19 protein-coding genes are annotated in these 26,867 nt (G+C 39.7%); 14 read left to right on the top strand and 5 right to left on the bottom strand.

The annotated features are described in order from the left end of the window. The first annotated feature begins 12 nt into the window (after nucleotides 1-12). Nucleotides 13-1,359 carry an adenylosuccinate lyase gene (gene purB, locus ACH30E_RS12945; protein WP_490825147.1) on the top strand — a complete coding sequence of 449 codons (1,347 nt, stop codon included), beginning with the start codon at nucleotides 13-15 and terminating at the stop codon, nucleotides 1,357-1,359. Between the two features lie 108 nt (nucleotides 1,360-1,467). After that, complete coding sequence (locus ACH30E_RS12940) at nucleotides 1,468-2,463, top strand: bestrophin family protein (protein ID WP_490825146.1); 996 nt, start codon at nucleotides 1,468-1,470, stop codon at nucleotides 2,461-2,463. 172 nt (nucleotides 2,464-2,635) lie between these two features. On the opposite strand, the gene ACH30E_RS12935 is transcribed toward ACH30E_RS12940, so the two are convergent. The 4 genes from ACH30E_RS12935 to ACH30E_RS12920 all read right to left on the bottom strand — a co-directional run bounded on the left by ACH30E_RS12935 (nucleotide 2,636) and on the right by ACH30E_RS12920 (nucleotide 10,754). Next, nucleotides 2,636-6,244, bottom strand: a complete 3,609-nt coding sequence (locus ACH30E_RS12935; RefSeq protein ID WP_490825145.1) for an amidohydrolase family protein — start codon at nucleotides 6,242-6,244, stop codon at nucleotides 2,636-2,638. Nucleotides 6,245-6,337: 93 nt separating this feature from the next. Then, nucleotides 6,338-6,874: a DsrE family protein gene (locus ACH30E_RS12930; RefSeq protein ID WP_294992149.1), complete on the bottom strand. Its 537-nt coding sequence runs from the start codon at nucleotides 6,872-6,874 to the stop codon at nucleotides 6,338-6,340. A gap of 81 nt (nucleotides 6,875-6,955) precedes the next feature. Continuing rightward, a complete protein-coding gene (locus ACH30E_RS12925) occupies nucleotides 6,956-9,205 on the bottom strand; it encodes a Tex family protein (protein ID WP_490825144.1) in 2,250 nt (749 codons plus the stop codon). Nucleotides 9,206-9,440: 235 nt separating this feature from the next. Beyond that, nucleotides 9,441-10,754, bottom strand: coding sequence for an exonuclease domain-containing protein (locus ACH30E_RS12920; protein ID WP_490825143.1), 1,314 nt, complete (start codon nucleotides 10,752-10,754; stop codon nucleotides 9,441-9,443). Nucleotides 10,755-11,402: 648 nt separating this feature from the next. On the opposite strand from ACH30E_RS12920, the gene ACH30E_RS12915 reads away from it, so the two are divergent. The 8 genes from ACH30E_RS12915 to ACH30E_RS12880 all read left to right on the top strand — a co-directional run bounded on the left by ACH30E_RS12915 (nucleotide 11,403) and on the right by ACH30E_RS12880 (nucleotide 19,650). After that, nucleotides 11,403-11,651 (top strand): hypothetical protein, encoded by a 249-nt coding sequence (locus tag ACH30E_RS12915; protein ID WP_294992156.1) that lies wholly within the window; start codon nucleotides 11,403-11,405, stop codon nucleotides 11,649-11,651. Nucleotides 11,652-11,790: 139 nt separating this feature from the next. Then, nucleotides 11,791-14,406, top strand: coding sequence for a valine--tRNA ligase (locus tag ACH30E_RS12910; RefSeq protein WP_490825142.1), 2,616 nt, complete (start codon nucleotides 11,791-11,793; stop codon nucleotides 14,404-14,406). Between the two features lie 142 nt (nucleotides 14,407-14,548). Then, complete coding sequence (locus ACH30E_RS12905; protein ID WP_294992162.1) at nucleotides 14,549-15,169, top strand: phosphatase PAP2 family protein; 621 nt, start codon at nucleotides 14,549-14,551, stop codon at nucleotides 15,167-15,169. A gap of 2 nt (nucleotides 15,170-15,171) precedes the next feature. Next, nucleotides 15,172-15,675: a GNAT family N-acetyltransferase gene (locus tag ACH30E_RS12900; protein ID WP_490825141.1), complete on the top strand. Its 504-nt coding sequence runs from the start codon at nucleotides 15,172-15,174 to the stop codon at nucleotides 15,673-15,675. A 164-nt stretch (nucleotides 15,676-15,839) separates the two neighbouring features. Continuing rightward, a complete protein-coding gene (locus ACH30E_RS12895) occupies nucleotides 15,840-16,319 on the top strand; it encodes a hypothetical protein (protein ID WP_490825140.1) in 480 nt (159 codons plus the stop codon). A 292-nt stretch (nucleotides 16,320-16,611) separates the two neighbouring features. Further along, nucleotides 16,612-18,618 carry a tetratricopeptide repeat-containing sensor histidine kinase gene (locus tag ACH30E_RS12890; RefSeq protein ID WP_490825139.1) on the top strand — a complete coding sequence of 669 codons (2,007 nt, stop codon included), beginning with the start codon at nucleotides 16,612-16,614 and terminating at the stop codon, nucleotides 18,616-18,618. A gap of 6 nt (nucleotides 18,619-18,624) precedes the next feature. Next, nucleotides 18,625-19,224 carry a response regulator gene (locus ACH30E_RS12885; RefSeq protein ID WP_490847347.1) on the top strand — a complete coding sequence of 200 codons (600 nt, stop codon included), beginning with the start codon at nucleotides 18,625-18,627 and terminating at the stop codon, nucleotides 19,222-19,224. Between the two features lie 123 nt (nucleotides 19,225-19,347). Continuing rightward, complete coding sequence (locus ACH30E_RS12880) at nucleotides 19,348-19,650, top strand: hypothetical protein (RefSeq protein WP_490825137.1); 303 nt, start codon at nucleotides 19,348-19,350, stop codon at nucleotides 19,648-19,650. Nucleotides 19,651-19,686: 36 nt separating this feature from the next. Here the strand turns inward: ACH30E_RS12880 and ACH30E_RS12875 are convergent, their stop codons facing one another. Then, nucleotides 19,687-20,187, bottom strand: a complete 501-nt coding sequence (locus ACH30E_RS12875; RefSeq protein WP_490825136.1) for an Lrp/AsnC family transcriptional regulator — start codon at nucleotides 20,185-20,187, stop codon at nucleotides 19,687-19,689. A gap of 118 nt (nucleotides 20,188-20,305) precedes the next feature. Between ACH30E_RS12875 and ahcY the strand changes: the two genes are divergently transcribed. The 4 genes from ahcY to ACH30E_RS12855 all read left to right on the top strand — a co-directional run bounded on the left by ahcY (nucleotide 20,306) and on the right by ACH30E_RS12855 (nucleotide 26,855). Then, nucleotides 20,306-21,631: an adenosylhomocysteinase gene (gene ahcY / locus ACH30E_RS12870; RefSeq protein ID WP_294992182.1), complete on the top strand. Its 1,326-nt coding sequence runs from the start codon at nucleotides 20,306-20,308 to the stop codon at nucleotides 21,629-21,631. 299 nt (nucleotides 21,632-21,930) lie between these two features. Then, on the top strand, nucleotides 21,931-23,808 hold the full coding sequence (locus ACH30E_RS12865; protein WP_490825135.1) for a beta-N-acetylhexosaminidase: 1,878 nt from the start codon (nucleotides 21,931-21,933) through the stop codon (nucleotides 23,806-23,808). 393 nt (nucleotides 23,809-24,201) lie between these two features. After that, nucleotides 24,202-24,651, top strand: coding sequence for a hypothetical protein (locus ACH30E_RS12860; protein WP_294992188.1), 450 nt, complete (start codon nucleotides 24,202-24,204; stop codon nucleotides 24,649-24,651). Between the two features lie 386 nt (nucleotides 24,652-25,037). Beyond that, entirely contained in the window at nucleotides 25,038-26,855 is a 1,818-nt protein-coding gene (locus tag ACH30E_RS12855) for a hypothetical protein (RefSeq protein WP_490825134.1), read from the top strand. Nucleotides 26,856-26,867 lie beyond the last annotated feature (12 nt).

Raw genomic sequence — 26,867 nt, 5'->3', positions numbered from 1 at the left:
TCAAAATCGCCGATGGAACTCACTTCTCTTACCGCAGTTACACCCATAGATGGCCGTTACCGCAAACAGGTACAGCATTTAGATGAATATTTCTCTGAATATGCATTGATTAAATACAGGGTACTGGTAGAAATAGAGTATTTCTTCTTCCTGGCAGATAAACGCTTTTTTAAACTCCCTCCAAAAGCAAGGGTTCAGTTAAAAAAAGTATTAGACGATTTCAGCATAGATGATGCCCAGCAAATTAAACAGATTGAATCAGTTACCAACCACGATGTTAAAGCGGTGGAATACTTTCTGAAGGAACAATTAGATAAAGCAGGCATCAGTAATCTCAAAGAATGGATACATTTCGGACTAACTTCTCAGGATATTAATAATACCTCCATTCCGTTAAGCTGGAAGCATTGCATGGAACATGAATACCTACCCAGCTTAATAAATCTGCAGAATAACCTGTGCCAGTTGGCACAGCAATGGAAAGACATTCCCATGCTTGCACGTACACATGGACAGCCAGCTTCTCCTACAAAATTAGGAAAAGAAATCATGGTGTTTATTGAGCGACTGAATAATCAGGTTGAACTTTTTGCCAGTATTCCTTATGCCGCCAAGTTCGGAGGTGCTACCGGTAATTTTAACGCCCACCATATTGCTTTCCCTAAAAAGAACTGGGTTTTACTGGGGAATGATTTTGTAGAGAACACACTCGGCCTGCAAAGAATGCAATTCACAACGCAGATTGAACATTATGATAGTCTTGCGGCTCATTTCGATTCATTGAAAAGAATCAATAATATTTTGATGGATCTATGCCGTGATATCTGGACCTATATCAGTATGGATTATTTCAAGCAAAAAACAAAAAAGGGTGAAGTAGGTTCATCTGCCATGCCGCATAAAGTAAACCCGATTGATTTTGAAAATGCAGAAGGCAATCTTGGTATGGCAAATGCCTTATTGGAACACCTTTCTGCCAAACTTCCCATCAGCAGATTACAACGCGACCTTACCGATTCTACTGTTTTACGTAATATCGGTTCACCGGTTGCGCATATTGCCATTGCTTTTAAGTCTATTGAAAAAGGTTTGGGCAAACTAGTCCTAAATGAAGCAAAACTGAAAGAGGACCTGGAAAATAACTGGGCAGTGGTTGCAGAAGCTATTCAAACCATTTTGAGAAGGGAAAATTATCCCAATCCTTATGAAGCTTTAAAAGACCTTACCCGAGGTAACCATAAAATCGATAAGAAAACCATGCAGACTTTTATTCAGTCGTTGAAAGTAAGTGCTGCGGTAAAGAAAGAATTAAAAGCAATCACCCCTTCGAATTATACAGGAGTAAATCCTGATTTTTGAGTTTTACCAGTATTATCTGCGTGTTCATTGACATAGATATTCAAAAAATATGTCAATGAACACTCAAAAACCATTCATGGTCAAAGAAGTTTTCCTTAACTTTTGTCCATGCATATTGGAAACCACTACAAATTAAGCGAGTTTCTTTTCTGGACGAGAAGAGATATCTACCGGCTCCTGATCCTTGCAAGTATACCTACTATTTTATACCATTTTTTTGGTTGGACATGGCTTGCCATTCCATGGGTACCTATTGCTATGATTGGTACAGCTGCTGCATTTATCATAGGTTTTAAAAATACACAAACCTATAACCGTTTGTGGGAAGCAAGACAAATATGGGGTGGTATAGTTAACACCAGCAGGTCTTGGGGAATCCTTGTAAAAGATTTTGTTGGAAGTTCAGCAGAACATAAACCCTTGCACCAGGAGTTGATTTACAGACATATTGCATGGCTTACCGCATTAAGGTATCAACTCAGGGAAACAAGGCCATGGGAGAATATTAATAAGATATATAACCTGGAATACCAGAAATTTTATAGTATCCCCGAACGCCAAATTCCCTTTGAAGAAGCATTAAAACCTTATTTGAGTGAAGTCGATTTTCAATATGTATGGGGGAAAAAGAACAGGGCCACACAACTGATCAGTTTACAATCAGCTCAACTTAAAAAACTGAAAGATGCCGAACTCATTGGCCCGTTAAACTATGTAGAACTGGAAAACCAGCTTGTTCAGTTATATGATTTGCAAGGTCGTTGTGAAAGAATAAAAAACTTCCCTTATCCAAGGCAGTTTGCAAGCATCAACCTGTTCTTTATAAGGCTTTTTACCTTTATGGTTCCGCTTGGCCTATTGCATGAATTCAATAAACTGGGAGCTTATATGGTATGGCTGAATATACCATTTAGTGTGCTGGTTAACTGGGTCTTTAATACCATGGAAAAAATTGGTGAAGCTACTGAAAACCCATTTGAAGGCAATGCAAATGATGTTCCTATCTCTACACTAAGCAGAACCATAGAAATTGACCTGAGAGAAATGCTGGATGAAACCGATATACCCCAACCTTTAGCAGCAGTAAATAGTATACAGATGTAGAGAAAGCCAGCGGATTGTCTGCAGTCATTCAATGCATTCAATAAACTGTTTTGTTGCTTAACATTCAGTTTTCCTACCGGCACCCAATTTTGATCTTTTGATCTTTGATCTTTGATTGGCATTTCTGCAAAAATCAAAAATCAAAGATCAAAAGATCAAAAATTCAAATACCCTACTCCTTTACTGTTGTAGTAATTTTAGGGGTTTCTTTTGTCCAGGAGCTGATGTCTAATTTTTTCTGGCTTGGATAAATTTCATCCAATGTATTGCCATCATACATTCTACCATTCTTGATTACATACCTGATACTATTGGTATTACGGATATTTTGTAATGGATTATTATCCATGATCACAATATCTGCCAGTTTACCTGATTCAATACTTCCCAGGTCTTTATCTAGTCCTAATGCAGTTGCACCAAGAATAGTAGCGGTTTTTAAGGCATTCAAAGGACTCATTCCCCCACTTGCAACGCTCCATAATTCCCAATGATACCCGAGGCCCTGTAATTGACCATGACTACCAATACCTGCTAATCCCCCCTGCTCAACAATGCTCTTTGTTCCTTTAGCATGTTTACTAAACACATGATCTTCCGGCGTAAACCAACCACCATTTGCCCCTGTTCTTCTTCTTGCTTTGGTACTTAATTCTTCATAAGGCGTAAAGCGGTTTAATTTAGGATCATGAACAGGGCTCTCTGTTGTATAGTAATAGTTTTCTGCCCATGGTCCACCATAAGCTACCAATAGCGTTGGGGTATGCGCCATTTTACTTTCCGCAATTGTTTTGGTTACATCTTTATACAATGGATGAATTGGTATAGCATGTTCTACACCAGGATATCCATCTAAAAGGTGAGTCATGTTGAGTTTATAATCCAACCCACCCTCAGTAGTTGGCATCAGCTTTTGTTCTTTTGCTGCCATAATTACCCATTGGCGTTGTTGTCTGACACCTGTCAGGTACATTTTTATGTATTGAGTTTTGTAATACTTACTGTATTGTTCCAATACCTTCCTTGTTTGATCGAGGTCTCGGAGATTATACATCCAGAACCCTACACCAGGGCCCGTGCTATACACCCTTGGACCAGGTATTGAGCCTGCTTCTACCATATCGCTGTAGGTAAGTACATCGGTGGTTGAAGTTTGAGGGTCACGGGTAGTAGTAACACCATAAGCAAGGTTTGCGGCATAGATCCATACAGTATTCTTATGCAGACCCCAATATGGCCACATATGAGAGTGCGTGTCAATAAACCCTGGAGTGATTGTTTTACCAGCACAGTCGATCACTTTTGCTCCTGATGGTGCGGCTATATTTTTGCCAACCTGCTTAATCCGGTTATTGACGATCAGCACATCTCCTTTTTCAATTACTTCATCCCCTTTCATGGTAATGATCCTTGCATTTTTTAGGAGAATGGTACCATTGGGCATGTCTTTGGCATAGTAAACTTTCACCTGCGTTTCATCCGGACTATATTTTTCTTTTTGCTTTAATGCTACTTTATCTAGACTGTCTTGTTTTGCTTTTGCAGGGTCAGCCTTTAATGCTGCAGCCAGGTCAGCCACTTTCTTTTTTGCAAGAGAATCAGCTAATTTTTTTGCTTCTGGTCCGGCAGCAGTAAGTGCTTTTACACTATCAGCCGCACGTTTGGTTTCCAGTTTTTTCGCTTCTTTCACAGAATCTTCAACTGCTTTTGCCCTGTCTGTATTATAAACCCAATGTCCGTTACCAAGGCTCCAGTGTACGGTTTTACCATCTGCTTCCCATGCCGGAAACTCGCCTCCTATTTCAGTTAGTTGACGTGAAGGAAATATACTTGAAGCTGCATCGGCCACAGATATTGTAGGAACTTTACCGGTTTCAGGTATTGTTACAACATAAATATTATTATTTACCTGTGCAAGGGCCAGATTGCCTGTAGGCGCCATTAAAATAGTTCCTGCTGAAGATGGCATATTTTGCGGCTCACGGCTGCTGTATGATTCTGGCAACATACAATTGTTCAATGGATCAGACACAGACATATACCTTCCCATTACATATTCTTTTCCGGTTGGTGCTTCTGGTGTATGTGTTTCTTCATGCCCATCTAATGCTGTACCGAAAGTTGTAATACCAGTGACGCGTACATGCATTTTTGGATCGGTGCCATCCCAACGAATGGATATCAGCATACCTCCACCTGTATTGAGAAAAATTCTGTCCGCATCTTTGGTAAAATGCAAATTACCCCTGTTCCTGGCTTTGTCGATAACGGTAATATTTCCGCCATTTTCATTCATCCAAACAATCTCGGCTTCTTCTCCGCTCATGAATGGATCTTCAGCATCTTTGAATAATCGATTTGGTCCACGGAAAAACGCAATACGCTGGTTGTAACTCCATGCAGGCTGCATGTAAAATGCGGCTTCACTGGTGAGTTTGGTGATTTTTCCGTCTGCAATATTCGCCTTGTATACACTACCTCCTTCTTTCTCTTCCCATGTTACGAATACTAGTTGTTTTCCATCAGGACTCCATGCTGGCATGGCTTCTGTAAAGTTGTGACTGGTTAACCTTTTAGGCGTTCCATTCGGGTAATCCATTACATATAACCTGTTAAGCACAGTAAAGGCCAATTGCTTACCATCCGGACTAGGCACTGCATCACGTATCTGGGAGGCAAGTGCATGACTGGTATCTTTTATATCGTAGTTAAAATAAAGTCTTGGCCCTAATTCAAGCTTCACATCAACATCAAAAGGAATTTCGGTAGCGGGTTCACCACTTACCGGTATTTTCCAGATTTTACCGCCATAACTTGCAATCAGGTTTTTGCTATCGGGTGTAAATGCCATACCAGGCAATACACCTTGTGGAGCAATGCTTTCCTGCTCATCTCTCTGTACCGGATATGCCAGCCATTTTTCATCACCGGTAAGAAGGTTACGTATTACCAATCCGGTTTTATCCTGGTAACGCGAACCATAAACCATCCATTTACCATCTTTGCTGAGTGTGGGTGTAAATGCTGACCCATAGCGTGAGGTGAGGGTTCGTGTTTGTCCTTTTTCTCTTTCATACACACCGATCTGGTACTGAGGTAAAAGGGCATTATAGTTCCATGATCCGTTTCGTTGGCTATAATAAATCATTTTTCCATCATTACTGATGAAAGGATCAATGGTTTTGAGACTGCCTGGAGCATCATTTAACTGAATGCCACCACCACCGTCGGCATGAAACATCCATAAACGTGGTAATCGTCTGCCCCTGCTGGCAATAACATATTTGCCATCAGGTGTCCACACAGCATTTACATAATCATCTACCCTTGTTTTGGTTAATTGAAGTGTATCTTGCTTTACACGATCTATTACCCATAAGTTATCGCCGCCACTTCTATCGCTTGTGAACAATAATTTATTCCCATCCGGACTAAAACGCGGGTGTGTTTCGTAGGCAAAACCTTTAGTTACGGGAGTTGCTTTACCACCTGTTATAGGCATTGTGTAAATATCTCCCATTAGGTCAAAGGCGATAGTATTTCCGTCCGGACTAACATCCACACTTATCCAGGTGCCTTCCTGTGTATTGAATGAAATAGTTCTTTCAGGTTTCAAAGGAAGGTCTTTGAAACTTGCATAAACATTCGTGTCCTTTTTAACGGAATCTTTTAAATGTAAAACAGCAGCAATCCAATTATTATTGTGATCATTTGTTGTTACAACTGTAGCAACAAAGGCTGATGCTGCAAGAGCTAGCCCAGAGAAGAAGAGTTTTCTCATCGAGTAGGAATTTTAGAAAATATAATAAAGAATGCTTGAATCTTTGATTTTTTGACTTTTTGATCTTTGATTTGAAGAATCAAACTGGGAAAATTACCATTTGATTACCGCATAACCTTTCAGTTGATAAGTAGTAATGGTTGTTAAAGCAGATGTAGCTACGCCTATACCCGGGGCCAGTGTAGCTGGATCTATACCTCGTTTTTTAAGCGTTTGCCCGCAAACTACAATCTTAACACCAGCTTCAAGCAAGGCATTAATCATAGGTAAATTAGGATTATCCACTTTATACCTGGCTCTATAAGCTTCATTATTTAATACGGTATATCCTGCAGCATTATGAACAGCCATGACCATTTTTATTTTTTCCTTGGGTACACCACCTACACCATGCAGGTTTAATAAGGTACATGCGGCTTCAATACCAAGGTTTATGGTATCGGGTTTACTGCTGGCCATTACTAAGTCGACCAACAGTTTATAGGTCATTTTGGGATCGGGTTTTTCTACTGCATCCGGTATTTCATAAACAGGACCAAAATCTTTAATAATAGGATTTACCCTGGGATCCTGTGCATAAGACAGGTTAAAAAGTAAAACACCAAATAATACAAAAACAGTCTTTTTCATGATATAGGTTTAAAGGATACAAGATAATTCAAGTTCCTTATACCGCATCACCATTTATCCACTCATTCAGCGGTACTTTCCTTACTTGCCGAATTTCTTCTTCAACGCATTAAGGGCATCATTTACACTCATGGCTGAAAGATCTTCTTCTCTTTTTGGAGAAGCATTTCTATTTTGACGTGGGCCATTATTTGCAGGAACCCTTGTTCCGGTTGTTTCTTCTGTTTGTTTTATTGAAAGGGCAATACGTTTCCTGGCGATATCCACTTCCAATACTTTAACCTGTACTTTTTGACCCAATTTCAGGGCCTCTCCAGGATCGCTGATATAACGATTTGCTATTTCACTAACATGCACCAGTCCATCCTGTTTTACGCCAATATCTATAAAAGCTCCAAAGCGGGTAAGGTTGGTAACCATCCCAGGAACTACTGCCCCTACCTGCACATCTTCTATTTTATATATCTGTGCAAATTCAAATTGCTCCAACTCATTTCTGGGGTCAAGTCCTGGTTTTTTTAATTCATTAAGGATATCGCGTATCGTAAGTTCACCGAACTGCTCTGATACAAATTTCCTCGGATCAATACCAGTCACCAGTTTTTCGTTTCCAATTAATTCGGCAACAGCAACATTTAAAGATGCCGCCATTTTTTCCACTAAGGGGTAAGCTTCCGGGTGAACTGCACTTGCATCCAACGGATTTTTACCGTCTTTAATTCTTAAGAATCCCGCACATTGTTCGTAAGCTTTTGCCCCAAGTCGCGGCACTTTCAATAGCTCATTCCTGTCTTTGAAACCACCCAATTCTGTTCTGAAACGGACAATATTATCAGCCATACTTCCCCCAATACCACTTACATAAGCCAACAAATGTTTACTTGCCGTATTCAGGTTTACACCAACAGCATTCACACAACTTATGACCGTCTGGTCCAGTCTTTCTTTTAACCGAAACTGGTTTACATCGTGCTGGTACTGTCCTACTCCAATACTTTTCGGATCGATCTTTACCAGTTCGGCTAATGGATCCATTAATCTTCTTCCGATACTTACTGAGCCGCGCACAGTAACATCATAATCAGGAAATTCTTCACGGGCTGTTTCAGAGGCAGAATAAACAGAAGCACCATCTTCATTCACCAGAAATACAGGAAGTCCAAGATTGAGTTTTTTAATAAACTGTTCGGTTTCTCTTCCTGCTGTACCATCACCTATTGCTATTGCTTCTACCTTGAATTGCTCTACCAGTTTTTTTATTTTGTGCTCACTCTCATAAATGCGGTTGTTCTCGTGCACATAAATCAAATCGGTAGTCTGCAGGTCACCTTTGTTATCCAGACAAACAACTTTACAGCCTGTACGATAACCAGGGTCGATGGCAAGAATATTTTTTCTGCCAAGTGGAGCACTAAGCAATAATTGGCGGAGGTTTTCCGCAAATACTGTTATAGCTTCCTCATCGGCTTTTTGTTTTAGCGCTGTTCTGAATTCTGATTCAAGGCTAGGCTGCATCAATCTCCGATAGGCGTCTCTGATGGCTTTCTTAAGGTGTTCAGACCATGTACTCATGCCTTTCACATATTGTTGTTCAAGCAGGTACAAAGCATCCTCTTCTACGGGTGCAATGTTCATACGTAAAACGCCTTCCAGAAATCCTCGCAAAATGGCGAGTATTCTATGTGAGGGTATTTTATGAATGGGTTCTGAAAAATCAAAATAATCCTTGTACTTAACACCTTCCGTTTCTTTATCGGTCAGCACTTTACTTTGCATGGTTGCAGTGTCTTCAAAAAGCTTACGCATTTTAGCGCGCATTTCAGCATTTTCGTTAACCATTTCTGCGATGATATCCCTTGCTCCCTGCAATGCTTCTTCAACCGAACTTATTTTATCGTTGATGTATTTTTCAGCCACGGCATTCACATCATCCTGTTGTTGAGCCAGCATGGTTTCTGCGAGTGGTTCCAAGCCATTTTCTCTTGCCGTTTGTGCTTTGGTTTTACGTTTGGGTTTATAGGGAAGGTAAATATCTTCAAGTGCGGCAAGTGTAGATGCTGCATCAATTTTCTGCTGCAATGCATCAGTCATTTTACCCTGTTCGCTGATTGTTTTTTCAATAAAAGTTTTACGCTCGGTAAATTCTTTCAAAAACTTTGCTTCATCCTGTATTTGCTGAATCTGAACTTCATCCAGTCCGCCTGTTTTATCTTTTCTATATCGCGCTATAAAAGGAATAGTAGCGCCTTCACTAAATAATTCCAATACTGCCTCTACCTGTACAACCCTCAGGTTTAATTTGGCAGCAACCAATGGTGCAAAATTCGACATGAACAATAACCGTTTTATAAGTTTTAAAGGGGAGCGAATGTAGGGGGAAAAAAGGGGTTAAAAAAAAGATGTGGATAAGAGTCTTGAAGTTCGAGAGATGAGTCCGGGAGATGAGTCCGAAGTCCGGAAGTCCGAAAGTCCGGAAGAATGAGAGTTTTGCGATAAATAGTATTCTGTTTGTAAAAAATGAGTCTTGTGGACTCCCGGACTTTCCGACTCCGGACTTTCGGTCTCCCTACGCAATCCTAATCACTTTCGCCGGATACCTCTCTGTAAAATTGCGTATCATGGAACGAATAGCTTCATTTTCAGGGTAAGTGGTGAGCTGTTCTTTTAATAAGTCAATGGCTTCTATTTGAATAGCACTTTCAGGGGTACCCATTCCATAGAATACTCCATTTTCAACCAGTACACAGGCAGATTTATCGCGAATGATAAAAGTTTCTTTTTGTTCGGTGGTCCATTGAATTGCTTCAGCAACTTTATCATTATATTCAGCTACTTCAGGCCATTCATTTTGTGGGGTAAGGTCAAGAAAACAAAGCGCAGGATTCAATTCAAATGTCTTAACCAGTTTCCATAACATTCGATGAGCATCAGCCAACAGTGCAAATGATAAAATAGGCTTCAGGTATTTTCTTTTTTTGTCGATGGCCAAACGCTGGTATCCCCTGTTATCTTCGAATACATAAATTCCCCATACCTGCTCAAAACGTTTTTGACTTTTATTATGTGCCGGCCAGAGTCTTTTTATTTCCACGCTTTCAAAGAGTGAGGCAATGAACTCCGTTGGACATTCCACATGCGAGATCCGGTAGACCGTACGTAATAATTCCTGTCTTTTTTTGCTTGTGTCAAGTCCTGTAAAATGACTCAGTACCCTTTTTTTAAGGTTTTTTGCTTTCCCCACATAAATCACTTTGTCTTTCTGGTCGTGGAAGTAATAAACGCCGGGTAACTGTGGCAGATCCTTAACCTGAGTTTCTGGTAAATGAGCAGGCAGGGTTTGGTTATGGTTATCTCTTTTCAATAACTCTTTAATCAAACGCAAGCCATTATTCTGCAAAACAAGATCCAGGATTTGAGCCGTAGCAATTGCGTCGCCACCTGCTCGGTGGCGGTTGGTAATGGTAATATTCAACTCACGGCATAGATGTCCAAGTCCGTATTTTCTAAAACCTGGAAATACCTTTCTGGCCAGCCGAATGGTGCATAGCTTAGATGTATTTAATTGATAACCAGCTTTCTGCAAATGATACTTAACAAAAGAATAGTCGAAATTGACATTATGTGCAACAAATATCCTGTCTTTAAGCAAGTTAAAAATATGCGGTGCCACTTCTTCAAAAGATGGTGCAGCAGCAACCATTTTATCCGAAATACCGGTCATATTGGCTATATAAGGAGGAATAGGCTGATGTGGGTTAACCAGCGTCTCATATCGCCCCTCAACCTCCGTTCCATTATGCAATACAATGGCAATTTCTGTCATGCCATGTTGTTCCGGGAACCCTCCCGTAGTTTCTATGTCTACTATCGCAAATTGCATAAATAAGGCTTGTAAATTCGGGAATAATCGCATATCTTACAAACAAAGAATTTTTACCCCCAGCCCCGGAAATAAAAGTCAGACAGGTTTCGCTTTCCCGATGTAAGATATCCGTTGAAAGACCGTAAAACCATTTTACGTACCTAAACTGCTTGCCATGTCTAACACAAAACCTCATTTTCACCTGAGTGAAAACGCCCGTAATGCTACTATTGTAGCACTTGTACTTATTGTTGTAGTCGTTATTTCATACCTGGAATGGAAAGGAAGATCCTAAGGCCCCTTTACCCAATTACTTAAAGAACTGACTATTAATTAGTTATAAATATTAATCAAGGGTTGAGGGATTTGGCGTATAGTCCATAGACCATAGTCAATAGTACATTGCTATAAGCCATATACCAGGCCCCTTCAACCCTTGATTCGTATTAATTACCAAAAGTTTTAACCGGGTATATCATGTTGTCTGAATAGAAAAAAACTAAATATTCCATTTTCCGGTGTAATAATTCACATTTATAGATGACTAATAAAAAAAAGAGGAGAATTGTTGTAACCTAAAACCTTAATGATCGTTAGGTATAATTAACAGAGATTAACCTGACATTATTAAATCCGGGATTAGTTTTGCACCAGAAAATAACTGATATGAAAAACATTATGCTGATCTGCCTGCTAATTGCTTTTACCAGTTGTACAAGTAACCAGATCCGTGTTTTAAGTAAGACAAAAAAAATAGCCAGTTGTTGCACTTCTATGAGTATTCAGAAAAAAGAGGCATTGGCCACTGCATTAGTGGTTGGGCAAGAAGATATGGAAGAAAAAGCCTACAAGAATACCTCAATACCCAGTGCTGTTTCATTACTTGAATGGAGTGAAATAGTGCATATTTGGTAAAACCGCACTCATATAAATGATTTCCAACCACGTATAACGTGGTTTTTTTATATCCAATCCGATCTGCCCCCGGTTTTTCGTAAGTTTGCAACCCGTAAAACCCTAACGAAAAGCAACAGATTTTAAAACAAGATCAGGAATGGAATTGAGCAAAAACTATACACCAGGTGATATTGAAGCCAAATGGTACCAGCATTGGTTAGATAAAGGTTATTTTAACAGTACCCCCGACCATCGCGAATCATTTACTGTTGTGATACCTCCTCCCAATGTAACCGGAGTATTACACATGGGCCATTGCCTGAACAATACCATTCAGGATATTCTTGTACGCCGTGCCCGTATGCAAGGTAAAAATGCATGTTGGGTTCCCGGAACCGATCATGCTTCCATTGCAACTGAAGCTAAAGTGGTAGCCATGCTCCGTGAAAGAGGAATTGCTAAATCTTCATTAGGCAGAGATGAATTTCTTTCCTACGCATGGGAATGGAAAGAAAAATATGGTGGAATCATCTTACAGCAATTGAAGAAAATGGGGTGCAGTCTTGATTGGAACCGTACTTCCTTCACCATGGATGAAGACTATTACCGCTCAGTTATTTCCGTTTTTATAGATCTCTACAATAAAGGGTTGATCTATCGCGGTAAGCGCATGATTAACTGGGATGTAAAAGCCAAAACAGCTTTGAGTGATGAGGAGGTAATTTATAAAGAAGTACAAAGCAAGCTTTACTATATACGCTACCAAATTGCAGATACAGATGAATTTATCACTATCGCAACTGTTCGCCCGGAAACTATTTTAGGTGATACTGCCATATGTGTAAATCCGGATGATGAGCGATATAAACATTTACATGGCAAAGAAGCCATTGTTCCTTTAATAGGTCGTCGCATACCAATTATCGCCGATGATTATGTTACTACAGATTTTGGAACGGGCGCATTAAAAGTTACCCCCGCGCATGATATGAACGATTACCAGTTGGGACAAAAATACCAGCTTGAAGTAATCGACACAATGAATGATGACGGAACATTAAGTGAAGCCGCCCAATTATATATTGGAGAAGATCGCTTTGAGGTTCGTAAAAAAATAGTTCCTGAACTTGAAACAAAAGGACATATTGTTAAAATAGAAGACTATACCAATCAGGTAGGTTTCAGTGAAAGAACAGATGCCGTTGTAGAACCAAGGTTAAGCCTTCAATGGTGGGTTAGTATGAAAGAACTTGCTGAACCAGCCCTCAAAGTGGTTATGGATGATGATATTCAGTTCCATCCTGCAAAGTTCAAAAACCTCTACAGGCACTGGATGGAGAATATCAAGGATTGGTGCATAAGTCGTCAGTTGTGGTGGGGACATCGGATTCCAGCCTGGTATGCACCAGATGGAAGTTTTGCCGTTGCCGCTACAAAGGAAGAAGCGTTGGCTCAACTCACTACTCAACATCCACAACTCACTATTGACGATCTCCGTCAGGATGATGATTGCCTGGATACCTGGTTCTCCAGTTGGTTATGGCCTTTTGAAGTGTTTAAAGGATTGTCTGATCCGGGAAATGTTGAAGTGAAATATTATTACCCTACCAACACATTGGTAACTGCTCCGGAAATCATCTTTTTCTGGGTTGCCCGAATGATTATGGCAGGTGAGCAATACATGAAAGATATTCCTTTCAAAAATGTATACTTTACAGGTATTGTAAGGGATAAGCAGGGAAGAAAGATGAGCAAAAGTCTGGGCAACTCCCCAGATTTGCTTGCACTGATTGACCAGTATGGCGCTGATGCTGTTCGCTTTGGCATCATGATCTCCTCTCCCGCTGGTAACGATATTCTCTTTGATGAAAGCTCATTAGAACAAGGAAGAAATTTCAATAACAAACTTTGGAACGCACTTAAGCTTGTAAAAAGCTGGGAGTCTCGTGTGGCTACTGATTCGCAAGAAGCACAGGAAACATTTGCAACGAGTTGGTTTGAGTCGCGCCTGAACCAGGCTAAGCAGGAAATAGAAGTTCTAATGCAGCAGTTCAGATTAAGTGAGGCATTAAAAACCCTTTACTCTCTTATATGGGATGATTTCTGTAGCTGGTACCTGGAATGGGCAAAACCTGGTTTTGAACAGCCTGTTGATGCCACAGTATACAAGAAAACCGTTGCATATTTTGAAGAAATGATGCAATTACTGCATCCTTTCATGCCGTTCATAAGCGAAGAAATTTATCAGCTTTTAAAAGAACAGGATATAAACCTCTGTGTAAAACAGCAGTCTGCTGTTGGCACTATTAATTCCGACATTCTTGAAGCTGGTGAATTATTGAAAAAAGTGATTTCCGCATTACGTGATGCCAGAAACAAAAACCAGATTAAACCAAAGGATCCTATCAAGCTTCATATTGAAACAGCGGATCAAGTTCCTTATAGAAATATCATCAGCATTTTATCCAAGCAAGCCAATACCGAGCTGATAGATTTCGAAACAGCAGCCACTTCAAATATGATTGTGGTAGCTGTAGAAAAAGACAAATTCTTTATCGAAACAGAAAAGCAATTGGATACAACTGCTTTAAAAGCAGAATTATTAAAGGACCTTGATTACCAAAAAAACTTCCGTGATAGTGTGCTGAAAAAATTAAGCAATGAGCGTTTTGTACAAAATGCAAAAACTGAAGTTGTTGAATTGGAGCGTAAAAAACTCGCAGATGCGGAAGCAAGGATCAATAATATCGAAGAAAGTTTGAAAACGCTTTAAGCTAGTTAGTTATATTGAACAATTGACAGAACCTTTCAAACAACGTGATGTAGCCACAGATTCACAGATTTTTTAAACAAATAATCTGTGAATCTGTGGCTACATCATTACACTATATTCAATTTATGAAATTGAAAAATTGATGAAAAGTAGATCAAAAACCATCTTTTGCACAATACGCTGGATAAGCATAATGGTTATACCATTTCAATTTTGCATTGCGCAATCAGGTTGGGAATTAAACCTGCTACGGAACATCAACCCACAACAACCCAATAGTGGCACCTGGAAAGCATTTTCTACAACCGCCAAACCTTTGAGTGTGGCGATCCCTGTTGGTTTAATGACAGCGGCACTTTTAAACAAGGATACAGATACTAAACAAAAAGCCATTGAAATAGGTGGAAGTATTTTTATTAGTGCGGCTTCTGCTACTATCTTTAAACAACTGGTAAAAAGAGAACGACCTGCTGTTAAGTACAATGATATTTACCCAGATAAACCAGATCAGGGGTACTCCTTCCCTTCTGGTCATGTTTCAGTGAGTTTTGCGGCTGCCGCTTCTTTATCTATTCAATATAAAAAATGGTATATTACCGTACCTGCTTATTTATGGAGCACTGGTGTTGCTTATTCGAGATTATACCTCGGTCAACACTATCCCACTGATGTTTTGATGGGTGCGGCTACAGGCATCGGGAGTGCTTACCTTGCCCATTGGCTCAACAAAAAAATATTCCCCCGAAAAAAACAAACTAAATAAGCATGTCTCAACCCTTATTTATCAGAGCTGCTACAATAGCTGATATTGGATTAATCAGACAATTAGCCGAAGCAACCTGGCCTGAAGCTTATGGTGAAATAATTTCCAATGAGCAAATCAGCTATATGCTAAACTTAATTTATAATGATGAGGCATTACTGGATCAAATGGAAAAGGGACATGCATTTTACATTGCTGAGTTTAATGGAACAGCCGTCGGTTTCGCTTCTGTTTCAGAGGAAGGCAGTGAAGGCTGTAAACTCAACAAACTATATGTACTGCCTGCTATTCAAAAAACGGGGGCAGGTAAGGCCTTACTTGAACAAGCCATCAACTATACCAGGTTAAAAAAACATAACCGCTTATTTCTGCAGGTTAATAAAGCCAACAAGGCAAAAGATTTTTATACCAAAATGGGATTTACGATAGAGAAGGAATATATACTTGATATTGGCAACGGTTTCGTAATGGACGACTATATCATGGAATACTTTATTTCCGACTAGCGTTTAAAACAATGTATTACTATCCTGGGAAATTTGACTGCGAAATGTTGGTAGCGTAGAAAAGAAACGAATCAGCTACTATTGCAAATTTCCTTAAAAGAATCTAATTTGGACATAGCACCAGACTCCCCCATCTGCTTTGCAATCATTTAAAAACAAAAGCGATGGTTGTATCATCCACAATCCCTGGCAAAGTTTATAAGTTTGTTCATCGTAAAGATGAATTCATCCTGACTAATATTAAGAACAGGTATTTTGAGAATGAATGGTTATGTATTCAAGAGGATGGGAAAATCATTCTAAAAGGGACAAATCAAAATGGTTATGCATGGGATGGTTGCTCACCAAAATGGGAATGGATTGATATAACATGGGGTACACCTGATGGACGATTTGATGAAAACACCACACTACCCATCACCTATTTCAGTTCCATGTTTCATGATGTTTTTTATCAGTTCAAATCCGAAATTCCCTTATCCCGAAAAGAAACTGACCTTATTTTTAAGTATATGCTAAATAGAGCTGGTTTTAAACTGGCTGGTATCTATTACCTGTTTGTAAGACTATTTGGCGGACTCTTCGGCAAATGGCTCATCACACAAACCGAAAAAAAATTACATATCTCTGGTCAATCCTGGTAGAGGACAGCCCATGGACCATGGACTATGGACCATAAATAAAGGTTTTCTCGAATATGCTATCGGAATCTAAAAACTACGTTAAACATTCGTTCGTAAATATGGAGACTGTCTTATATTACATCCTAAAACGAAGGTTTTTTACATGAGGTTTCTTTTGTTGTTTTTCATATGGTGTTTTTGTTTAGAATCCAATGCTCAGGGTCCTGGGACAGAGAACACGTCTGCATTATACGACCAGCTCAAAATTTCAAAGGGCGAACCTAGGGCGGCTATTTTATTACAGCTTGCTAGAATGGAGTTTCTCAGGCTTCCAGATCAGGCAATGGCTTATACCCAGGAGGCTCTCACTATTTACAAGACAACGAATAATGAAAATGGTCAGGCAGATGCTATGATTGGTCTGGCAAGTATGTACCGCAGAAAAAATGAGCCTTTACTTGCGTATCAGCTCGATTCTTTGAGCTACCAATTGGCATCAAAAAATAATTATGCCAGGGGTATTGCCGGGGCAGCTATGAACATGGTGCCGAATTATATGCGTTCAAGGGAATATGACAAAGCATTGTCATTTGCCAATGAGTCTATAGAAGCCAGTAAAAAAGCAAACCTGGAGCCCCGTTTTATGGTAGGCGCCTATCTGACCAGAGGTAATATTTATATGCAGCAAAAAGATGCTGAGAAAGCCAGTGCCGACTATGAAACAGCTTATGATCTTTCCGAACAAACAAAGGATGAAGTAAGTAAGCAAAGAGCATTAGCTGCTATGTCAGCCGCTTCAAGAATGCTGGGCGACAAAGTAACCTCATTGGATCAGATATTACGTGCCATCAGAACAGCAGAACGTTTAAAGGATTATACTTCATTGGCCAGTTGGTATCTCTCTGCGGGAAACACCTATCTTGCTCTAAACAAAACCAGCGAGAGTTTAGATTATTATACAAAAGCCTATTCCCTCCAATCTTATATAACACAGCCGACAGTGAAACTATCTGTGCTTGGAAATATTTCAAGCTGCTTTGTTGCACTCAAGGAATATGATTCTGCATTATTGTATAGTAATCGCCGATTGCAGTTGGCCATGACGCAGAACAACTTATTTGCTGTGGCCTCTACCTATATTGATTTGGGTAATATTGAATTAGCTAAAGAGAATTATACTGCTGCAATTGAACAATTCCAATTGGCGCTTAAAGACTATGCCAAATCAAATAGCTCTGCTGATTTAACAAGGGTGTACAATGCACTGGCTTCTGCCTACCTTAAAACAAAAAAGTATGACAAAGCGGAAGAATACTTATTAAAAGGTTATGCGCTACAATCCCGCGGCATTGATAAAGGAACCAAAAGATATACAGATTATCTGTTGAGTAAAGTATATGAAGAAACCGGTGAAATGGATAATGCCAAGCGTTTCAGAAATGAATATTTTGCTTTGGGGGGCGATGTCATTAACACGGAAACAGAGCTGAAAATAAACAAGCTCCAGTCTGAGTATGAAATTAGTAAAAGAGAAGATGCACTGGCACTTGAAAAAAGAGAAAAGGAATTGAAAGATCTTCAATTGAAAGATGCCAATATACGTTTATGGGGTTCAGTGGCATTAATCATACTATTAACGATCGTGGCGATCGTATTATATCGTAATTACCTGCAGAAAAAACAATCAGCCATATTATTGGCACAAAAGAATGAACGAATTGAAACACTGATGCGTGAATTACACCATCGGGTTAAAAATAATTTACAGGTAATTGGCAGTGTACTTAATTTACAATCACTCAAACTAACCGATCCCGGCGCCAAATCTGCAGTAGAAGAAGGAAAAGCACGTGTAGAAGCCATGAGCCTGCTACACCAGAAAATGTACCTGGACGAAAACCTGCGCGCAATTAATATGGAAGAATACATTACTTCCCTATCGAATATGCTCGCCAATAGTTTTGGATTCGATGAGTCAATCGTTCAAACCAATATCAAACTCAGCTCAAAGAATATGGATGTTGATATGGCCACTCCCTTAGCACTTATCATCAATGAACTAATTACCAATGCATTTAAGCATGCATTTCAACAAGTTGAAAAACCTCAATTAACCATAGAGCTAAACGAAGATAAAAAAGAACAGGTATTATCTCTTATTGTTAGCGACAACGGCAAAGGGATTAACCTGTCATCCGTTTCTCCTAGTTCTTTCGGTTTAAAACTGATTCGTACTTTTGTACAGCAATTAGATGCAAAAATGGATATATCAAATTCAAAAGGTGCAGTGTTTAATATTTCTTTCAACTATGCCCGTTAATGCTATATGATGACTGCACAAAAGAAGATATTGATTATTGAAGATGAATTGATTGTTGCAGAGAATATTGCAGCAGTGCTTGAATCTGAAGGATATGAGGTGGTAGGAATAGCCGATCGTTCTTCCGCAGCCCTTGACATGTTTAAAGAACAGAAACCGCATCTGGTAATTTGCGATATACAAATTAAAGGCAAACTCAATGGTATAGAAACAGCCAAAGCTATTACGGCAATCGATGCGGTACCCTTTCTATATCTGACAGCTTATGCAGACGAAACCACTTTAAACATGGCTGCAGAAACCGCTTTCGAAGCTTATCTGCTGAAACCATTTGTTCCTGCACAATTAAAAGTGGCCGTAAAATTGGCATTGGAAAGATTTTATAAAAATCATCAACCCATCGTAAAACTCACCCCACCCGGAAAAAGGGAAATCGAAATTCTGAATCTGATTGCAGCAGGAAAAAGCTCAGGAGAAATTGCTACTGCCCTATTCCTAAGTATCCATACCGTAAATACGCACCGCAAAAATCTGATGAATAAATACGATGCACAAAGCAGTGCTGAACTTATTGCTTTGGCTATAAAGCAAGGATGGATTTCCTGATTACCTCCCATTAAAAATATTTACCTAAAAATTAGAAAAAATTTGCCTAGATTAAAATTTTGCAATTACTTTGAATCTCAAAGTGCTTTTAAAAAAGAATTTTATACTTAAAATACTATAACGATGAACCGAAATTCACTATCAAAAAAGATGTTAATTGGAGCCACACTTGGGCTCTTACTGATCAGTTTTTTCTTACTGAATGCCACATCAGACACAAGCTGGTCTAAATTTTGGATGATCAGGCCTTTAATTATCGTTCCACTGGCTGGAGCCGGTGCCGGTCTTTGTTACCATTTTCTACTAAAATTCGGGCATGAACAAAAATGGAATAAATCCCTGCTCGTCATTTTGGGAATTATAGGACACTTGATTGCTTTATGGCTGGGTACAGTTGTAGGGTTGGATGGTACGTTGTGGAATTAACTGTTTGAAGTAATTGAAGGTTAAGTTCTATAAAGACTAATGTACCAGCACATGTGTTTGCTTAATCACCCCCATAACAAACACACTTTGTACATGTCCCAGGTTCTCTGCCTGACTGAGTTTATTTACGTGAAAATTATAGTAGCCATCCATATTCTCGGCAACTACTTTTAACATGAAATCAAACTCACCGGAAATATTATAACACTCAATTACTTCATTCATTTCAAGTATACTCCTGATAAATCGCTCCCCAGCATTACGATTATGCTGTTTCAGGGATACATAACAAATAACCATCAGCCCTTTTTTCACTTTGGCATGATCCAATAGTGTTGCGTATTGACGAATCACACCCTGCTCTTCCATTCTTTTAATCCTTTCGTGAACTGGTGTTGTACTTAGCAAAACTTTATCGGCAATTTCCTTCACGGTTGCGCGTGCATTTTGCTGTAAAATCCGGAGAATGGCCAGATCCTTTTCATCTAACTGCAAACCAATTGTAGTGGATTCGGCTATGGAACGTGTTTTTGCCATTGATTTTAGGTTATTTATGCTACAAAATAGATATTTTATATAAATATCTACTAAAATTATTAATTAATTCAGAATATTCAACTATAAATATAGATTTGCACTTCATAAAAACACTAAAATGTCAAATTTAACCTCTTCCATCGATTTCAGTTTGAAGTATAAGGTGGCCGATATCAGTCTTGCAGACTGGGGCCGTAAAGAAATTCGTCTTGCCGAAGCAGAAATGCCCGGTTTGATGTCGCTCCGTGCAGAATATGGTGCTACCCAACCCCTGAAAGGCGCCCGTATTGCCGGTTGCTTACACATGACCATCCAAACAGCCGTTTTAATTGAAACCCTGGTTGCCCTGGGTGCTGAAGTAAAATGGAGCTCTTGTAATATCTTCTCTACACAGGATCAGGCTGCTGCCGCTATTGCTGCTGCAGGTGTGGGTGTTTTTGCCTGGAAAGGACAAACACTCGAAGAAGCAGACTGGTGTATTGAACAAACTTTATTCTTTGGTGGCGCTGATCGTCCATTGAATATGATCCTTGATGATGGTGGTGACCTTACCAATATGGTTTTCGATAAATACCCTGAATTGGTTCAGCATATCAAAGGTTTATCAGAAGAAACAACTACTGGTGTACACCGTTTATATGAGCGTATGGCAAAAGGTACTTTACCTATTCCTGCAATCAACGTAAACGATTCAGTAACTAAATCGAAATTCGATAACAAATACGGTTGTCAGGAATCGCTGGTAGATGCGATCCGTCGTGCTACAGATGTTATGATGGCAGGTAAAGTAGCCGTTGTAGGTGGTTATGGTGATGTGGGTAAAGGTTCTGCTTTATCATTACGTGGTGCAGGATGTCGCGTTATCGTTACCGAAATCGATCCTATCTGTGCTTTACAGGCAGCAATGGATGGCTTTGAAGTAAAGAAAATGGTTGACGCTGTTAAAGAAGCGGATATCGTTGTTACTGCTTCAGGTTGTCGTGATCTGCTTACTGAAAAGCATTTCCGTTTAATGAAAGACAAAGCGATCGTATGTAATATCGGTCACTTCGATATTGAAATCGATATCGCATGGTTGAACAATAATTACGGTCATACAAAAGATACCATCAAACCACAGGTTGACCTGTACAATATCGATGGTAAAGACGTGATCATCCTTGCAGAAGGCCGCCTGGTTAACCTGGGTTGTGCTACTGGTCACCCTTCATTTGTAATGAGTAATTCATTCTCAAACCAAACACTGGCTCAGATTGAATTGTGGACCAACTTTAAAAACTACGAGAATAAAGTATACGTACTGCCTAAACACCTCGATGAGAAAGTTGCCCGTTTACACCTTGCGAAAGTTGGTGCAGAACTGGATGAACTTACCGATGAGCAAGCTGCTTACTTAGGTATTTCTAAAGTAGGTCCGTTTAAAGCTGATCATTATCGTTATTAATATTTTGTGTGATTTTTATGTGAGCCCGGTAGTTATGCTACCGGGCTTTTTTTTGGGGGAGTCCGAAAGTCCGAAGTCCGATAGTCCGAAGTGGGTCCATCCTTCGTCAGGATGTCCGGAAGATGAACAGTTTGAAAATCGTTGAACTAATATTGGATTTACCGGTTTTCATCTATTGCTACTTTTTCTAAATCATTACCTTTCTTACCAACCTATATCTTTCGGACTATCGGACTTCAGACTTCCGGACTCTTCCCTACTTCCCTACTTTCCGTATCTTCCCATTTCAAACCAGTGTCATGAAAAGATTGATTGCATCCCTCCTGTTAGTAATGCCAGTATTTGAATCTCTTGCTCAACAAAAAAACGAGATTCATATTATTCCAAATCCCAGTTCAGTGATTCCAGGAAATGGACAACTGGTATTAACTAGAAATATGACCGTGCACGCTGATGATGACAGAGCATTGCCAATCGTTAAACAGTTTGCAGCAAGACTCTTAACTGAAACCGGTACTAACCTGAAAGAATCAGTATCAAACAGTGATTTCAAATTTCAACTTTTACGCAATACCGACACTGCATTGGGTACTGAAGGATACAGACTAACCATCACCCCAAAAAATATTATCATAAGTGCCAATAACCCCGCTGGATTATTCTATGGCACACAAACTTTTTTTCAATTATTACCAGTAACAAAAGCTGCTAACTGGACCGTTCCCGTGGTGAACATTTTAGACAAACCAAGGTTTGGATGGCGAGGATTGATGTTTGATGTCAGCCGCCATTTCTTCACCAAACAGGAAGTAAAACAATTTATAGATGAAATGGTGCAGTACAAATACAATCTTCTGCACCTTCATTTGACAGATGACCAGGGATGGCGTATTCAGATTAAATCGTTGCCCCAACTAACTGATATTGGTGCCTGGCGTGTTTTGAGAGAAGGAAAATGGGCCAATAGTAAAGATCCTTCCCCTGATGAACCCAAAACCTATGGCGGATTTTATACCCATGAGGATATCAAAGAATTGGTACAATATGCGAAAGATCGCTTTGTAAATATTTTACCTGAAATTGATATCCCAGGTCATAGCATGGCCATGCTGGCTAGCTTCCCAGACCTTTCAGCTACTCCGGGAACAACCTATTGGGTAAACGCTGGTGAAAAATTTATGGAATGGCCAGCGGGGGCTCATTTTTATGCGCTCAAAGACAATAACCTTTCCCCTGCCAATGAAAAAGTATACACGCTCCTCGATAAAGTTTTCACAGAAATAGCCCAACTATTCCCTTTTGAATATATCCATATGGGTGGTGATGAAACAGCCAAAAACTTCTGGGAAAAAAGCGATGAAATTAAGGCCCTCATGCAAAGAGAGAACCTGAAAGATATGGACGCGGTACAAAGCTATTTTGTAAAACGCGTGGAGAAAATTATCAGCTCAAAAGGAAAGAAAATGATGGGCTGGGATGAAATACTGGAGGGCGGTTTAGCCCCCGGAGCATCTGTAATGAGCTGGAGAGGTATGAAAGGCGGTATTGCAGCAGCAAAAGCGAATCATACAGTTGTTATGTCGCCCACCGATTTCGCTTATCTTGACTATTACCAGGGAGAAAAAACAGCAGAACCGCCTGTTTATGCAGGCTTACGTTTAAATAAAGCATACCAGTTTGACCCATTGCCAGAAAATGTTGATCCAAAATTCATCCTCGGTGGACAAGCAAATCTCTGGACCGAGCAGATTCAGCGGTTTAGTAATGTACAATATATGTTATGGCCCAGGGCGATGGCAATTGCAGAATCCGTTTGGTCACCAAAAGACCGGAAAAACTGGCCAGACTTCATTAACCGTGTAGAGAATCATTTTAATAGGCTGGATAATGCCGGCATACGTTATAGTAAAGCCATGTACGACCCTATTATTAGCTCGAAATACGACGAGCAGGGCAATCTGGCGCTTGTGGTAAATAAAGAAATTCCTGACATGACCGTCTATTTTTCTATCGATGAAAGCAATCCGGATACTAGCTGCAAAGTGTACACAACTCCCTATACCCTCCCAAAAGACGTAGCAAACGTAAAATTCATCTGCTACCGCAATGGCAAACAAGTAGGCCGGCAGATTAATATTTCTGTAGACGAACTAAAGAAGAGGGTTTCGAGGAATTAGGGTGCTAGGTACTGGGTACTAGGTACTAGGTTAATATCTCAATTTCAAATACCCAGTACCCAGTACCCAGCCCCCCTCTTAACAACAACTTTACTCACCGAATCTTCTGCCGTTCATCCTAAACCGTACAGGTACATTTTACTGCTCATCACTAGCTGAAGGCCTTTAATATTTCTTTAAGAAATCTAATGAAACCCTTTACCTATAAGGGTTTCAGCGCTGTATTAACAGTGCTTAACATTGCCATTAACACCACTCATAACATCACTCATCACTGGCTTGTAACTAATCACAATTCCCTTCGTCTATATATCACTCGGTTCTACTTTTGACTTGTCAATTCAACCAAAAGAAAAACAACGAACTAATTATAAACACATTAATAAAGAAAAAATGAAAAAGTTATTTATCCTCACCTTGGCCTTGATTTCACTTGGAACAAGCGCTTTTGCCCGTACCGACAAAAAAACAAGTTATAATGGCGCAAGCCACTTTACTTCAACCTATACAGGTGCTAAAGAAGTAAGCTGGAGCGCTGATGCCAACTACGAAAAAGTGAGTTTTATGGAGAATGGCATTAAAAAAGAAGTGTTCTATACCCACCAGGGTGAACTCATTGGTTCTGCCAAAGCTTTTGCTTTCGACAAATTACCAAAAGCTGCACTTCAAACCATTACAACTAAGTACACTTACCCAGAATTTCAACTGGAAGACATCATCGAGTTTGAAAACGCAGAAGGTGAAACAAGCTACTTCGTTTCAATGGATAAATCAGATGTGAAAATTGTACTGGAAATTACTACTTACGGTCAGGTTTCCGTTTTCTCTAAAGAAATTAAATAAACAAGCCCTCAGCATTGATTCGATATACCGGCCCAAAAGGCCGGTTTTTTGTTATAAAAGCGGATTAGTTTGAGTCATTACTGTCCTAAAAATTAGGTTACGAGCTACATATCTAGCATAGGGTAGCACACTGATTTTCATGATTTTCAAGATATAAGATGAAAAATCATGAAAATCAGTGTTCTTTTAATAGCAGATAGCCTATAATTACCGTCATCTTTCCCAAGCCGAGACTTGAAGCATGCAGCTTGAAGCTTGTAGCCAAATAACACTGACCGGTCTTGGCTTTACACCATAACCTTTTAAACCTTAACTTCCCGCAGATTATTACCAACTGATCTCAAGGAAGAATGCTTCTGCGTACTATTTCATATCGATACCTTGCTATGGTTATCGCGCTTTGCTGGGCGTTTCCATGTTTTTCACAGCAAAGACTCACAGAAGATACCGTTTTTTTTCTTGCTCACAAGAAAGGCCTGCTGGGTAAATTAGGAAAAGCCATTTCAGTTAATGGACAGGAAGAAATCATTACGGAAAATAAAGGTGCTGTTAAAAATGAGGCCGTATTTCAACCATTCAGGGGTAAAGTAATCCGACAGATACGAGTTGAGAAACTTTCATTCGACAACTCTTTAAACGATACATCCCGCTCAGCCCGACGTTTAATGAATGATATAAGTGATGCCTTATACACAGGCACTACCAACAAAACCATTTTAAACAATCTCTTCTTCTCCAGTGGCGATACCCTCTACCCTTACCTGATGGCGGATAATGAAAGGTTTCTGCGCGAACTTTCCTATTTACAGGATGCCAAAATCGTAGTAGCACCCGTTAACAACGATACTTCAGTTGTGGATGTTATTGTTCGTTGGAAAGACCTTTTTCCTATTGGTGGTAGCGCGGAAATTGGCTCAGCCAAAAGCCTCAGCCTAGAAATAAACGATGACAACCTTTTTGGCTCAGGAGATAGAATTCAATTCAGGACCTTATACGACATGGACAGAAATCCTGATTTTGGTACGGGCATCGAATACATTAAAAGAAATATTGGCGGAAGTTTTATAAATCTTGCCGCTGGTCTTCAGAGTCAGGCCCCCGCCTTCAACAGCGGCAGAAGAGAAGAAAAAGCACTGTATTTAAGGGGCGATTTGCCATTGGTAAGTCCTTACCACCAATGGACAGGTGGTTTTGAAATTGGTAAGCATTATACCAACAACGCCTATATCACCGACTCGATTTACAAAGAAGGTTTTAAATATGATTATCGAATTTTAGATGGCTGGCTTGCCTATAATATTGGTGCAAAAAAGCAGCTTAAACAAAACCTTACATCAAGGCTTAAAAAGTTTGTTGGGGTTAGGGGTGTACAAAAACTGTACAATGATATTCCGGAAGCATTTAAGACCAACTACAATTTCTACTATTCAAATGTTGAAGCAGTGCTCGGTAGTTTGACCATTTTTGAGCAAGATTATTACCGCACCAACTTCCTCTATGGCTTTGGTAGAAATGAAGATGTACCGGAAGGTTTTAGTCTTTCAGTACTGGGAGGCTGGGTTCGCAGAAACAATATTGAACGCCCCTATATCGGCTTCGATTATCAACGTGATTATTTTTCAGACAATAAAAACTATGTCAATTACACCATTCGTTTTGGCACTTATTTCAATAAGCAGCAATTTGAAGATGTAAGCGGATTAACCAGTATTGAATATTTTACCAGGCTTAGAAAAATTACTGGCAGCAACTGGTTTTCCAGGCATTTTCTTAGTGGCAGTGTAACGCAACAAGTACGAACCGTATTAAATGAACCATTAAGACTCACCAGTATATTTGGCATACCCGAACTTAATACTAACCTGGTGAGAGCTTCTACCAGAATTAGTGCGAACTGCGAATCGGTATTTTATAATACCACAAAAACCTATGGTTTTAGTTTTGCACCCTTTGTATTTACCAACATCACCTATCTCAAAACCATTGGCGAAGGATTTAAAAAGGGAGATATTTATACCTCACTGGGCGCCGGCGTTAGAACAAGGAATGAAAACCTGGTTTTTGGAACCATGGAGCTGAAAGTATACTATTACCCAAGAACAACGGGCCGGATGACTCCCTGGAACATCACCTTTAATACCGGTCTTAGATTTAAATACAATAGCCAGTTATTAAAGAAACCCGATTTCGTGCAGGTTAACTAAACATGCGAATCA

The organism is Sediminibacterium sp. FW305-C-61 (assembly GCF_058231065.1).
The sequence above is the reverse complement of the archived record's forward strand: the minus strand, read 5'-3'. Positions and strand labels throughout refer to the sequence as shown.